Raw genomic sequence first — 13,527 nt, forward strand, 5'->3', positions numbered from 1 at the left:
TATCTGCATCCCTCTTAGATTTGTTTGAGAGACTGGTTTTGTACTACTGTCTCGCCCTCACTACCTTCGTAATACTCAGGCAATAATTCTTGATTTTCTACTGTTCCTAAAGCTTTTTCAATTCCCGATGTTGTACTTGTGCAACTCGAACCAGAAGCATTAATAACTGTTTCAGTAATTTTCCCATCTTTCCCAATGCGATACTCAATTTTTTGATACTCAGCCATAAATAGAGTTTTTTGATTTTTTAGGTTTTACAACTAACACAATAATCATCATGCTGTACCAAATTCTAGCCAACGGCAATTAATACTGGCACTAGTACAAACAAATACGTGAAAGCTTTTGCCAAATACATTAAAACAAATGTACTATTTTGAGTCAATAAGATTTAACAGAATTTATACACAAGTAGGAAATAAACCGAGTCAATCTTGGACGGCTACTTACACACCGAAAGGAGCGATCGCTCTTTCTCAATCTAGGGGAATGATAGACAGTAGTGCAAACTGAAAGCATCATGCCACAAAATTCCAACCAGCCAAGACCTTTTGATGTTGTTTTAGGTAGCCAAATACCTACCCCAGGCGATGCAGCAGTTTTAGGAGGACTGCCAGGAGTCAAGCAACGGTTAGCTAGTACTGCCCCACAAAATCGGATTGCAGCGTTAAAAGAAGCCCTTCAGCACGGGGATGCAGGCTTAGATTTAGTCATCCAAGCTTTGCAAAATGAAGTCACACAAGTTAGATGGGCTGCTTACTCGCTGTTAGGGCAGAGAAAAGAACCTCGTATTAGACAGGCGTTACGCGAGTATAATCCTTGGCAAAAGTTTACATGTCTGCGTACCTTGGAAGGGCATTCATACTGTGTTAGCTGTGTCATCTTCAGCCCGGATGGTCAAACTCTTTTCACTGGCAGTTGGGACAAAACAATTAAAGTATGGGAGTTAGCAACAGGGTGGCAAATCTGCACACTAGATACACAAATAGGCGCTGAATCTCTAGCTATCAGCCCAGATGGTCAAACTCTCTTCAGCGGACTGGGAAACACTGTTATTAAGGTTTGGGATTGGCAAACTAGGAGGGAAATCAGCATTTTAGGCGAACCCAATGTCAGTGCGATGGGTGTTCACGGCCTAGCTGTTAGCCGAGATGGGCAAATTCTTTTTAGCGGTGACTGGGGTTTGCTGAAAGCATGGGATTGGCAGATGGGTAAAGAACTCTACAATTTGCGTGCCCATTCGATCCAGATTTATTGTCTTGCAATTAGCTTGGACGGACAAACTTTGGTTTGTGCTAGTCGGGATAAAACTATCACAGTATGGGATTTGCCCACAGCAAAGCAAATCCATCGTTTCAAAGGATATTCAAAAGCGGTTACCTCCGTTGCCCTGACTGGTGATAAAAAAACTCTTGTCAGCGGTAGTTGGGACGGTTCTATTAAAGTGTGGGATTTGCAAACGGGAAAAGAAATTTACACTCTTGTTGGGGATAAAACACAGGTTAATTGTGTAGCCATTAGCCCAGATGGACAAACCTTCTCTGGCGGCGGTGGGGAAAATGCGATCAAAGTATGGGATTTGCAAACTGGACAGCAGATGAACACCCTAACAGGGCATAAAAACCATATTAATTCTCTTGCCATTAGCCCAGATGGGCAGACTCTGGTTAGTTGCAGTTGGGACAAAACTATCAAAGTGTGGGGACTGGCTTAAAGACAACATAACTAGCTCATTGGGCTAAACTTAAGAAAGTTATGAGGACGCAAATATGACTGACAAAAATCGTTCTCAATGGGACTTAGGCAGGTTTATCGAAACCCTGACTTACTTTGAGGTAATTCCTTTCCTTAACTGGGTACAGCAGTTAATCCAAGGCCGTCCTAAGGATAATGAAAATAGACCCAATGGAGGAAGAAACGTGGGTGTAATATTAGTAGCAGGTGCAACAGGTGGTGTAGGTAAACGAGTAGTGCAGCGATCGCTCCAACAAGGTTATAAAGTTCGCGCCCTAGTTCGAGACATTGACAAAGCGCGGTCAATTCTTGGTAATGATATAGATTTAATAGTTGCGGATATTACTCAACCAGAAACTTTAACTCCTTTAGTTATGGCTGATATCCAAGCTGTAGTTTGTTGTACAGCAGTGCGTGTGCAACCAGTTGAGGGAGACACAGCAGATAGAGCAAAATATTATCAAGGTGTTAAATTTTACCAGCCAGAAATTGTTGGCGACACCCCAGAAAATGTAGAATATCAAGGTGTCAAAAATTTAGTCCAAGCGGCCGCAAAATATCTACCCCAAGCAAACGAAAAACCGATATTTGATTTCACAAAGCCATCAGTAGAATTAAAGGATAACTGGGGGGCGCTGGATGATGTTGTCATGGGTGGCGTGAGTGCCAGTAATATCCAATTAGTAGAAAATACAGCTTTGTTTGGTGGTAATGTCTCCACCGATAACTCTGGCGGATTTGCTTCTATTAGAACCAAAAATTTTGATCCCCCCTTCAACTTATCCGGTTACGAAGGTGTAAAATTGCGCGTCAAAGGTGACGGTCAGCGTTATAAAATATTCCTACGGACAGATACAAAATGGGATGGCATTGGCTATAGCTATTCTTTCGATACCGTAGCTAATACCTGGATAGATGTTCACATTCCCTTCGCAGATTTGATTCCCGTCTTTCGGGCAAAAACTGTCAAAGATGCGCCGCCACTTGAGCAATATAGAATTTGTTCATTTCAATTGATGTTGAGCAAATTTGAACACGATGGCGCTTTGAATCCCAAATTTTCTCCGGGTGGTTTTGCTTTGCAGTTGGAATCAATTAAAGCTTATGGCGAGACAACTTTACCACAATTTATCCTCGTCAGTTCAGCAGGCGTGACTCGTCCTGGGCGCCCTGGCATTAATTTAGATGAAGAACCGCCAGCAGTGAAATTAAATGACCAATTGGGAGGAATTTTAACTTGGAAGTTAAAGGGAGAAGATAGTTTAAGAGAAAGCGGAATTCCTTATACGATTGTTAGACCTTGTGCCTTAACTGAAGAACCAGGAGGGAAGGAATTAATATTTGAGCAAGGCGATAATATTAAAGGCAAAATCAGCCGTGAGGATGTGGCGGAACTTTGCGTGCGATCGCTAAAACTAGGAAAAGCTTGTAATGTCACGTTTGAGGTAAAACAGGGAGATAATACTGTTAACTCTATCGATTGGCAGAAGTTATTTTCTAATTTAGTAAAGGATAAATAAGTGAAGTGACTACAGAGTATAAGTCTGTAGTTATCTCAACACATCCTGTCTAAATAGACTGTTATGAAAAAAATCCAAGTGCTAATATTTGCCGGGATTTTAGCAACAATTCTCTGGGGTGGATTATTTGGAAACACTGCTTCATCCCAGCAAGTGGAGTCCCGCATCTACAACCTGGAAGCGGACTTTAATCGTGTCGAGTCACGATTAAACCAGATAGAGTCTCAACTAGGTCGAAGTCGCCAGTCTCCATCCCCAAGAACAACACTTACCCCACGACAGTCAACTGGTTCCAGAAGGAACTTATCACAGCAAGATCCGATGTTTGATCGGCTTGCAACTTTGGTGGTTGAATTGAAGCAACAAGTCAACAAATTAGAGGCGCGAGTTTCTAAATTAGAAACTCGCTAAATATTTAAATTATCCTGTCTAGTTTTCAAAACTTCTTACTAGGGTCTGTCCCATTAATTGTGAGAGTTAAGACAACGAACCGCAAAGGACGCAAAGAGCGCAAAGTATAAGAGGTAAAGAAGAGAAATTTAAAACTGATTCACCTATCAAAATTTTTGGTACAGACCACTCGTAATCTGTCAAGTTTAAATTGATGGGTAAGCAAGTTTGTAGTGAGGACTTTAGTCCTTATTTTCTCAGCACTAAAGTGCTTACTACAAACCTTTAATTATTCACATTGTGTAAGCTGGCTTCAACTTCCCCAAGAAGTTAAGCATGGCTGAAACTACAGTATCAGGCGACTCAATTAAGAAGCCATGACCCCCACCGTTGAGGACTAAAAGTTCAGCGTTGGGAATGCCTTGAGCAAGTTGCTGGGAAAACTTTAGCGGGGTGAGAATATCTTGTTTACCAACTAGAACTAGGGTAGGACAATGAATTTGTTGAAGGCGGTCTGTTGTGTCAAAGTCAAGCATAGCTCGGCTGTGATGATAGAGTGAATGAGCCGCAGGTGGAAAAGGATATCTGATTGCAAATTCAATCAGACCTTCGATCATCCCAGGAATCGAGTAGAACGTATCTGTAAATATCCAGGGTAATACGACTTTTTCATAAAGTTTCAGGTCTACATTAGCGCCGAGTTCGCCCCAAGTCTCGATGATGCTGTTAAATAATCCATTACCCTTAGCCAACGATGAAAGTAGCATCAGACTTTCTACCTTTTCAGGATGTGCTAACACTAACTCTTGGGCTATCTGACCACCCATTGAATGACCTGCTAAATGCACCTTATCGATCGCAATATGATCGAGCAATGCTGCAATGTCATTAGCCATTTGTTTCAGACTATAGGGGTTTTCGGGAGCAGAACTTCGCCCCATACCTCGGTTGTCTAAGCGAATGACTTGATACTGCGAAACCAGCGATGGCATAATCAGCGACCAATAGGCATGATCGCAAAGGAAGCCAGCTATTAATAGCAAAGGCTCACCAGTTCCCTTAATGTCGTAGAACAAATCAATCCCGTTAATCTGAACTTTGGGCATAGTCAATAATTCTGCTAAACCTGATCTTAAGCAGGGATGGACAAGGCTACACTCCTACGTCTTAAATCTCTCGTCCACCGGAATTTGATAGCCGTTGGCGAGGCGATTAGTCATGTTGGCAGTGGCTGCGATCGCCATAAGTTCCCCGAACATGGTATCATTCATGCCCTTAGCCCGCGCCCCTGCTGTGTGCGAGGCAATGCAATACTCACAGCCATTCGTCGCACTCACGGCGATGTAAATTAATTCGCGCATCAGTGGATCAATCTCACCGGGGCCAGTCATCACTTCCTTCACCGCTTGCCAAGTTCGTTGCAAGGTAGGGGGATGATTGGCTATAGCTTTCCAAAAGTTATTGATATAGTCATTCTGGCGTGTAGCGCGGATGTCATCATATACTGCCCGGACTTCGTGGCTGGCTTCTTCGTATTCAATCAGCTTAGTCATCGAAAATTTGGGTAGAAACCCCGTCCTTTTATAGATACCAAAATGTAGGATACTACGTTTTTAGCTGCAAACATTAGCGGTGATGAAATTCGACCTCTTTTTCCAGAATTTTAATATCATAGTTGCCAAAGAAATCGTGACCCAGTAAGCCGATGCTTGCTTTTGGTGCGATCGCTACCTGAAGATTATTGGCTGTAACTCCACCTACTGTAATAGATTTTACCTGACTGATTGGGAATTCTACTTGGCTACCATCGGCAATTTGGGCTTGTATTGTCCCTGTAGCCTGGAGTTCAAGTGTATTCGCCATATCTTGAGTGATAATAGTTTCACTAGCACCTGTATCTACAATCATTTCAAAGGTTTTTTTGTCGTTGAAGGTGACATCAATCACAGGAGTTCCACCAAGGCGGCGTTTGATTGAGACTCGAAAAACTCTGTTGTCTGAAGGTACGGCTATATTGCCACAAAGCCTTCCCAATCCAACGGTTTTACCAGAAGAGGTTATCATGTAACATGATCCTGGATCGTCTGCTGTTGCCCGATGAGAGAATGCTAAAAATATCAGCGTCGGCATTAGTCCAATTGCAGCTAGGTTAACGGTCGTCATCCAACGCCTCCAAGCATTCTTCATGTTATATTTTTCTCCAATTTTGCTGAGATTTTTTAATAGCTTAATTCATCATAATGCCTGCAAGTATTGGTGCTGTAAATCCATCTTTTTAATAGGGAAAGTAAATTTTTAAGTTTTTATTATTATCACTAATTTTAAAATAAATTGCGTTTTTAATTATAATTGTTTTTTATATTAATTACAGATTTTAATGATTTTTTGGACTGTTTATTTATGTGTGTCCATCAGATAAAATTGCATTATACTGAATACATCTTATCTATAATTACTGATTCATAAATTAAAGATTAGGTAAAGACATGGTAAAACTACTTAGAGCATATTAAATCAGGCAGACTAAGAAGTTAGATAAGATAAATTTGTGATTATTCAAGGGTTTCTGCTGCATGTACAGCAGTTGCGATCGCATTTTTAACTGCAATATCTCTCTGTTCTAAGATGATATTTTCACTCACAGTGCGCCCAGCGACTACACCGCAAATAGCTGCTGCGGCAAAATTATACACTCCTGCCATTTTAAATAGCGTGCCACATTCCATCTCATAATTCAAGATATTCAACCGCCGATATTCTTCTCTAATACCATGCAGCGATCGCATTAAATTTGGATTTGCGGAATCAGTGCGTTCTTGTCCTTCGTAAAAAGTATCAACTGATGCTGTAATTCCTATGTAATGTTCAACCTTTAATTCTCGCGCGGCTTTAACTAAAGCAACTGTGAGAAACGGATCGGCTGCGGCTGGATACTCTACAGGTGCAATATCATAAGCTGCACCTTGGCGACACAACGCTGCACTGCTAATAACAACACTACCAACTGATATATAAGGTTGAATTGCTCCGCAAGTTCCAATGCGAATAATTTGCCGGATTCCTACTTGGATTAACTCATTCACCACAATACTTAATGAAGGCGCACCCATACCACTAGTAGCTGATAAGATGCTGCGACCATTTGGTAAGTATCCCACGTAGCTATTGAGACCGCGATTTTCTGACAATAGGCGGACATCCTGGAAATAAGTTTGGGCAATTAGATGCGATCGCTCTGGATCGCCAGATAATAGGGCAATGCTGGGAGGCGATGAACCTAAATCGTCTTGTCCAAAGCCAATGTGATAGAAACGTTTACTAGTCATAGAGTTGAGAGTTGCGATCGCCTTAACACAATACTATGCTAGGGCGATTTTTATTTTCCTAGAGGAAATCTCCTCCTTCCCATATCTGAAGTTGTCTTTCAGCTGCAACTATGCAATTGAGATATTTGGGTGGGTACAGAAAATGATCGTAAGCTAAAGCCATCTGTCTAGCAGCTTCAGTATATGGCACTTGCTATTAAAAGGCTGCACACAACAAAGAGTTGGGAGCTACCAATATCAGTTTCAAGCTTTTTTTCCTCCGCTTGAATACCTATTTTAAACGTCAGCGAGAGCAAACATCAACTGTTTCTCTGTATTAACCCAAGTTGCGGGTTATCAAATTCTAGGTTTATTGCATCCGTCGATTCATGCGATCGCGACCACAAGTTGGGGTTGCGCTACGCACAACCCCAACTTTGACTGAATCAAAAAGACAATTACTGAACAAGTTTAGAGTATCATAATTTGCTCATTCAATAAATGCTTGTCGAACAGTAAATGCAAAAATGAATGCTTCAAGCTTTAGTAAAAACCCTTCATACGTGACTGCATGAATCGACTTGGGGAAAACACGAGTGAGTTATGGTCTTTCAGATAGCCACAAGCCTTATTATGGTTACCGTCAAAGTACATCGCAGCGCAGATAGCACTTGTAATAATTTCTGCATCGCTCATGTCTCTCCGACAATCTTCATTATGAGCGATCGCCTTCAACAGGTCATTGATGATAGCATAGACGGTAATTATTTCATTTAGCATATGCCCCTCCTCATTTACTTCCTGGAGGGGATTTTATTACTTAAGTGACCATGTGCGCTCTCTCAGCAGCATAACCCTCTTCTGTCACTTTCCGCGAGGGCGATCGCTAGAAGCCTCATGAGGCAACCAATACAAGCTATACTATTAGAAAAAAATTGGTCTTGTATTTGTTATTAGAAAAGAATCGCGCGATTGCCTGCTATACAAAAGCTCTAGAATTCAGAAATGGCAAAAGTTTCCGGAGAGTGACAGAAGAGGGATAACTAGCAACTTGGGTTAGTATATATTTAGAGGGGTGTTTCGCAACTAGCCTAAAAAATTCGCAACTAGCAAAAAGGTTTTTCGTAGTATTGTTTGTAATACAACGCTGGGCATTTTAGTACGTAAGCCAGAGAAACGCGGCAACGCCGCCACGTGCTACTTTTATTCTCTTACTCTCGGTTAATACTGCTTCTTTTTTCCAGGTGCAAGATCTGAACTGAGGGATGGGTAAGCCGATTTTTTAATATTTTATTGCTGATTGATTAAAAACATGCATAAATTACGGTCACTCCTGGGTATATAATAACCAGTACGTTAAAATGTTTTCTATTACCTTTACCAGATTTTTGTAACAATTACGTAAGGATTGTGCAAATTAAGACTAAAAAATTTGGTATAATACTATGAGCGAAAAACTCAATTATTTTATCTATTTTTGTATTAATTGCTTTTTACCCCCTATAGGTGTTCTTCTCACACTTTCCATACAAAAAAACCCTCCGTGGCATGTCTTGTTGTTTAACTTAGTTCTAACAATTTTTGGTTGGTTTCTAGGTAGTATTCATGCAGTATGGGTTTTTGTTGACTATCAAAATGAAAGAAAATCTTCAGAAGCGTCGAGTAAAAAAAATGCATTTCTTAAAAATTTACGACTGAACGATTTTCAAACTATTGTGTCCATTATTGGTGGTATTGTAGCTATTATAGTAGGTATTAAAGGATTAATTTTTGGTGTTAATGTACTTTCAGGAAATCAAACACCAATCTCTTCTAACATTCCTGAAAAAAGTAGCTATGTATGTTCTTTAAAACCCTTACGCTACAAGCTTAAATATAAGGATATTCCTTCTAACTTACGTGATACCCCTGAAAAAGATGATAATAATATTAGAGGAAAATTAAAAAGTGAAAATCAGCTTATTTATTTAGCATCGAGCGGTAAATGGTATTATGTGTGTGTAGAGGGAGAAAAAGTGTACGGTTGGGTATATTCAGAAACTGTAATAAAACAAAACTAAGACTAGAGTAGAAGGTGAAAACACCCGTTTACGTCATTATTTAGCACGACTGATCGCAAAACACTGTGTTATTATAAGCCCGTAGAAATGCTGAAATACTCTATTCGATTATTACTTCACTACTTAAAGTATCGTTTTATCCTGGTGTTCAATTGATTTATACCGCACTCAGCAACGCCATCTTTTCGATTTAGTTACAACGCAGATATACCCTTTGAAAAATATTCTTGCTAAAATACCTCAACCCATTGAAGAAGTAGTAATTTACTTTAGTCCAGAACTTCTCGATGTCAAGGATGTGCAAGTATTCGTCCATGCATTTGATGAAACTGTGCTGATGGTTCGTGGTAAATTTGCGGCGGAGGGTGAGAAATTTATATTGCCGCGTTCTGCAAGGTGTTGAGTTACTCAAAAACAATTGAATCATAATATAACTGAGAGTTTCATCATCAGGACTGCTTTATGATGTATCAAACCGACCCGCCGCGATCGCCAAAAGATGTATTGCCAACCATGTATGATCTTCCCAGTGAAGACCCTGAGGAGCCTGGTTTGCCTGATCAGTTTCATTTATTGCAACCTCGTCTGTTAGACGAAACCTTTCGTCCACCGAATTATCCAACCGACGAGATATTTGTTGCTAGCAATCTGAATCTTTATTATGACCCGCGCTATCCACTGTGGTATAAACGACCAGATTGGTTTGCCGTTTTAGGTGTTTCCCGTCTCTACGAACAACGGGATTTACGCTTAAGTTATGTCGTTTGGCAAGAGGGAGTTCATCCTTTTATTGTGGTTGAATTGCTGTCTCCAGGTACTGAAAAGGAAGACTTGGGGCAGACATTGCGGGATATCAAGCAACCACCAGAAAAATGGGAAGTATATGAGCAGATTCTGCGTGTTCCTTATTATGTAGTATTTGATCGGTACAAATATGAGTTAAGGGTATTTAAGTTAGACGGTGGTCGTTATGCTGAGATAGCACTGTCAGAGTCACGCTTTTGGATACCAGAACTAGAATTAGGCTTGGGTGTGTGGCAGGGACGCTATCAAAATGTAGAACAGCCCTGGTTACGCTGGTATGATTGGACAGGCTGCTGGGTATTGACTTTTACAGAACAAGAAAGACAACGGGCTGAACAAGAAACTCAACGGGCTGAACAAGAAAGACAACGGGCTGAACGCTTGATTGCACAATTGCGTAGACGCAAAGCGGCTTGTCGTTAGACATCGCTCGGCGTTGAACCCGATGTAGATTAGCTTTTTTAGGCTCCCACCCATTAATTCCCCACAAGTTTGCTCTTTTGTGAATAGTCTGTATAGCCTTGAATATTTTCTGGTTCAAATTGACGCAGTACGCGCGTAGCTTCGCGTGTTGAATCCTCATTTCCGGTAACTGCAATTAGGTATTTGCCAGCATTCAGACGGTTTCGATAAGGTAAAGCATCGCCACTGCTAACTGTAAAGCCGACACTTCGACCGATTAAACCAGCGCCCAAGACACCGGCTATAGCTCCTAAGATCCCAGCCAGAAATTCATTGCCAAATCGAGCAAACTGGGGAAATATTTCAACTTCTGTGAGATAGTTGAAGGCATAACCTGCAACAAATCCAAAGGGTACAAGCCACCAAAAGAGCCGATTTGATTGTTTGCGGGCTTGCTTGTCGGGATCAATTAGTCCAAATTCATCAGCACTTAGATAACCATCGCCCAAAATATTGACTTGTGAAGTTGGCAAGCCTGCTTTTTCCAGAGCAGAGTAGGCGGCTTCTGCTTGTATTCGATCTGGTAAAACTGCAATAAGGTAATTCATAAGACCTCACTTAAATAAAGTTTTTTTGTGCAGCAATAAAACTGCTCAATCCAATCTGATACCAATTTGAAAAATGATTGCGACAGATGAAGGTCTAAAAGCGATTACCAGTAATATGATATCCGGGCAATTAAGCATAATACCCAAAACCCCACCCCGCCAAAGCTACGCTTTAGCTCCCCTAAGAGCCTGCTCTTAGGGGTTGGGGGTGAAGTTCTTTACTGATAACAAGAATTTAGTCCCTAGTCCCTAGTCCCCAATCCCCAGTACCCAGTCTCACGTCTGCACTTGACTTTGGGGTGGAAAGCCATGTTGGATTCTGCCTTCATCAGCATCAAACTGCTTGGAACTTTTGAAGAGTTCAAAACGCCCATCGGCAGCATATTGGGCGCAACGATCGCGCAACGCTTGCATTTCTTTTGCCTGCATCGGTTGAAAACCACGGGCGATCGCTAAATTTTGCCGCAGTACTTCCAGAGAATCAATACCACTGACAAGTGTCGCAATCGGTAAACTCATGGCATAACGGATGGCTTCCTGGGGAGTCACAACACCTTTTTTTACTGCGTCAGCATTCCCACTGAGACTTTTCATACCAATGGCCGCTATTTGGCGTTTGTTAAGTTCTGGTAATACTTGCCGCTCAAAACTGCGGAAGGTGGCATCAAAACAATTAAGCGGCATTTGCACTGTATCAAATGGGTAATTGTGGGAAAGCATTTCTAGATGAATAGCGGGGTCTTTGTGACCCGTAAAGCCAACAAACCGGACTTTACCCTCTTTTTTCGCTTGATCTAGAGCTTCAATTACCCCGTTGGCACGAAAAATCATTTCTGGATCGTTGTAGTAAACAACTTCGTGGATTTGCCACAAGTCGAGGTGATCGGTTTTGAGACGACGCAGAGATTCTTCAAGTTGTTGCATTGCCACTTTGCGATCGCGTCCGTGGGTGCAAACCTTCGTCATCAAAAAAACCTTGTCTCGTCGCCCTTGCAACGCCTCTCCCATCCACTCTTCACTACGATGCTTGTTATACTCCCAAGCGTTATCCATGAAGGTGATACCATTATCAATAGCTTCGTGGGCGATGCGAATTGCCTCTTCCTTGCTCTTTGCTTGCCCTAAAGTTGCACCTCCCAAACCGATCGCCGACACTTTCACCCCTGTTTTTCCCAGTGGACGGAGAGGAATTTCACCACTGTTTGTACTGTTCGTTGGAGTTGCAGATGATGCTGGAACCTCTGCTGCTTCTACTTCCGGATTGGCATTGAGGATGTGGTCAGCAAAGATTGCCCCTGCACCTGCACCGATAAAGCCTATTCCTTTTAAAAAATGTCGCCGCTTTACCTCTAAAGGTAGATGCTTTTGGGCGGATTCATCATTACTTTGTCCAACCATTGATTTCTCGTAATTAAAAATACTTCTTTTGTCAATTTCGCCCAATAATTACATATTTAAAAATAATTCATAATTAGTAATTAAATTCTTAATTACGAATTACGAATTACGAATTACTTAAAGGCGTGATTATGTCAAAAAACTAATTTTTTGTGGCTTGAAACTAGATGCACTATCCCAATAATCAACCTGGTTAATATTCACCTTAAGCAAAGCAATATCAGGTTCGTCCAGTCCTTTAGGAAACCAGGTTTGAAGTTCCGGCTTCCATAGCTCTCGCATCTTGTTGCGGTCTTTTACGAGTTCTGCTGAACCTGAGATAGAAACGTATTGCTGCTGTTCGGGTGACGAAAAACTAATATTTACCTGCTCATAGTGTTCAATCTCAGTCACCTTATGGGAACCAGCGTATGTAAAGAACCAGAGTGCAGCTTCAGAGTTAATTTCACCACTTTTTGACATGGGGTAACTATGCAAACTGCCATCATCATCGACTGTGGTAAACATACCATAATCAATATTTTTGATAAGTTCATGCAGCTTTTGAATCTGTTGCTCGTGGTCTGTAGAGGTTGCCATTTTTTGTACTCTTTTCTCTCTTTGCTTTTCCTTGACTGTAATTTTTGATGACAATCAGGTTTCATGCTGGTAAAGTTATTTTTCAGTATTAACCTTTTTTGTTGAAATTGCGTGAGCCTATAGATGGAGTTATCCTAAAATTAGCTTTTTTAGTTATATCTATAGAGATATTTGTTAAGAGTGACTGTTCTGTGCATACATAAATTTTAGGCCTAGTCAGATGAATTTTGTGCTTATTTCTTTAGACATAAATTTTATAAATCAGGAGTCAGAATACAGAATTCACAATTAGTGAATTCTCTACCCATAAAGGGATAGAGCTTTAAGGCGAAAATATTTAATACTAGTTTCGCCTACCCAACGACTTGCTGTGGGCATCGCCAGGAGTGAGGTTTTAACCAATATTCAGACGCTCGTAGATTCGTTGGCGCAGTCTAAGAAGAGACTGCGCTATCACCCACTCGGACAGAGAATTCTGACGCCAAGCCGCAGAACGTCTCCGGCTTTGTTCCTGAGTTCTGAATTCTTCTGATAAATTTTGCACTAAATTCAAACTGCCTCTCTAACTTTAGGGTGATGAATTTATAGCAATCCAGAATCATTAGTGAAAAAATTAGTAAACGAAACTGTAGCTTCTTTTTTAAGTGAACTAATACGTACAAGCCTGAGCATAATCCCTGTGAAAGTCTTTGTTTGAGTCAAATGTCATTTTGTTTGCGGAAAACAC

15 protein-coding genes and 1 pseudogene are annotated in these 13,527 nt (G+C 41.1%); 7 read left to right on the forward strand and 9 right to left on the reverse strand.

Features of this window, described 5'->3' with window-relative positions; genetic code table 11:
- Nucleotides 1–14: 14 nt before the first annotated feature.
- On the reverse strand, nt 15–227 hold the full coding sequence (locus ACFFAP_RS08175) for a DUF2997 domain-containing protein (RefSeq protein WP_375510753.1): 213 nt from the start codon (nt 225–227) through the stop codon (nt 15–17).
- A 293-nt stretch (nt 228–520) separates the two neighbouring features.
- On the opposite strand from ACFFAP_RS08175, the gene ACFFAP_RS08180 reads away from it, so the two are divergent.
- The 3 genes from ACFFAP_RS08180 (at nt 521) to ACFFAP_RS08190 (ending at nt 3,665) form a co-directional block, all read left to right on the forward strand.
- A complete protein-coding gene (locus ACFFAP_RS08180; protein ID WP_375510754.1) occupies nt 521–1,714 on the forward strand; it encodes a hypothetical protein in 1,194 nt (397 codons plus the stop codon).
- Nucleotides 1,715–1,769: 55 nt separating this feature from the next.
- On the forward strand, nt 1,770–3,254 hold the full coding sequence (locus ACFFAP_RS08185) for a CIA30 family protein (RefSeq protein ID WP_375510755.1): 1,485 nt from the start codon (nt 1,770–1,772) through the stop codon (nt 3,252–3,254).
- A gap of 63 nt (nt 3,255–3,317) precedes the next feature.
- Nucleotides 3,318–3,665, forward strand: a complete 348-nt coding sequence (locus ACFFAP_RS08190) for a hypothetical protein (protein ID WP_375510756.1) — start codon at nt 3,318–3,320, stop codon at nt 3,663–3,665.
- A 272-nt stretch (nt 3,666–3,937) separates the two neighbouring features.
- On the opposite strand, the gene ACFFAP_RS08195 is transcribed toward ACFFAP_RS08190, so the two are convergent.
- The 5 genes from ACFFAP_RS08195 to ACFFAP_RS08215 all read right to left on the reverse strand — a co-directional run bounded on the left by ACFFAP_RS08195 (nt 3,938) and on the right by ACFFAP_RS08215 (nt 7,729).
- Nucleotides 3,938–4,750 (reverse strand): alpha/beta fold hydrolase, encoded by an 813-nt coding sequence (locus tag ACFFAP_RS08195; RefSeq protein ID WP_375510757.1) that lies wholly within the window; start codon nt 4,748–4,750, stop codon nt 3,938–3,940.
- 54 nt (nt 4,751–4,804) lie between these two features.
- Complete coding sequence (locus ACFFAP_RS08200; RefSeq protein ID WP_375510758.1) at nt 4,805–5,197, reverse strand: carboxymuconolactone decarboxylase family protein; 393 nt, start codon at nt 5,195–5,197, stop codon at nt 4,805–4,807.
- A 73-nt stretch (nt 5,198–5,270) separates the two neighbouring features.
- On the reverse strand, nt 5,271–5,831 hold the full coding sequence (locus ACFFAP_RS08205; RefSeq protein WP_375510759.1) for a TIGR02281 family clan AA aspartic protease: 561 nt from the start codon (nt 5,829–5,831) through the stop codon (nt 5,271–5,273).
- Between the two features lie 365 nt (nt 5,832–6,196).
- A complete protein-coding gene (locus tag ACFFAP_RS08210) occupies nt 6,197–6,970 on the reverse strand; it encodes a nucleoside phosphorylase (RefSeq protein WP_375510760.1) in 774 nt (257 codons plus the stop codon).
- Nucleotides 6,971–7,492: 522 nt separating this feature from the next.
- Nucleotides 7,493–7,729: a hypothetical protein gene (locus tag ACFFAP_RS08215; RefSeq protein WP_375510761.1), complete on the reverse strand. Its 237-nt coding sequence runs from the start codon at nt 7,727–7,729 to the stop codon at nt 7,493–7,495.
- A 665-nt stretch (nt 7,730–8,394) separates the two neighbouring features.
- Between ACFFAP_RS08215 and ACFFAP_RS08220 the strand changes: the two genes are divergently transcribed.
- The 4 genes and pseudogenes from ACFFAP_RS08220 to ACFFAP_RS08235 all read left to right on the forward strand — a co-directional run bounded on the left by ACFFAP_RS08220 (nt 8,395) and on the right by ACFFAP_RS08235 (nt 10,236).
- On the forward strand, nt 8,395–9,009 hold the full coding sequence (locus ACFFAP_RS08220) for a YqaE/Pmp3 family membrane protein (protein ID WP_375510762.1): 615 nt from the start codon (nt 8,395–8,397) through the stop codon (nt 9,007–9,009).
- 1 nt (nt 9,010) lies between these two features.
- Nucleotides 9,011–9,165: pseudogene (locus ACFFAP_RS08225) on the forward strand (IS1 family transposase); the annotation flags it as partial.
- A 58-nt stretch (nt 9,166–9,223) separates the two neighbouring features.
- Nucleotides 9,224–9,412, forward strand: a complete 189-nt coding sequence (locus ACFFAP_RS08230) for a hypothetical protein (protein WP_375510763.1) — start codon at nt 9,224–9,226, stop codon at nt 9,410–9,412.
- Between the two features lie 62 nt (nt 9,413–9,474).
- Nucleotides 9,475–10,236 (forward strand): Uma2 family endonuclease, encoded by a 762-nt coding sequence (locus tag ACFFAP_RS08235; RefSeq protein WP_375510767.1) that lies wholly within the window; start codon nt 9,475–9,477, stop codon nt 10,234–10,236.
- A 53-nt stretch (nt 10,237–10,289) separates the two neighbouring features.
- On the opposite strand, the gene ACFFAP_RS08240 is transcribed toward ACFFAP_RS08235, so the two are convergent.
- From ACFFAP_RS08240 to ACFFAP_RS08250, 3 genes are all read right to left on the reverse strand, one after another.
- A complete protein-coding gene (locus tag ACFFAP_RS08240) occupies nt 10,290–10,823 on the reverse strand; it encodes a hypothetical protein (RefSeq protein WP_375510764.1) in 534 nt (177 codons plus the stop codon).
- 276 nt (nt 10,824–11,099) lie between these two features.
- Entirely contained in the window at nt 11,100–12,221 is a 1,122-nt protein-coding gene (locus ACFFAP_RS08245) for an aldo/keto reductase (RefSeq protein ID WP_375510765.1), read from the reverse strand.
- A 129-nt stretch (nt 12,222–12,350) separates the two neighbouring features.
- Nucleotides 12,351–12,800 (reverse strand): pyridoxamine 5'-phosphate oxidase family protein, encoded by a 450-nt coding sequence (locus ACFFAP_RS08250; protein ID WP_375510766.1) that lies wholly within the window; start codon nt 12,798–12,800, stop codon nt 12,351–12,353.
- Nucleotides 12,801–13,527 lie beyond the last annotated feature (727 nt).

It is taken from the genome of uncultured Nostoc sp., assembly GCF_964245575.1.
Lineage (GTDB): Bacteria > Cyanobacteriota > Cyanobacteriia > Cyanobacteriales > Nostocaceae > Nostoc.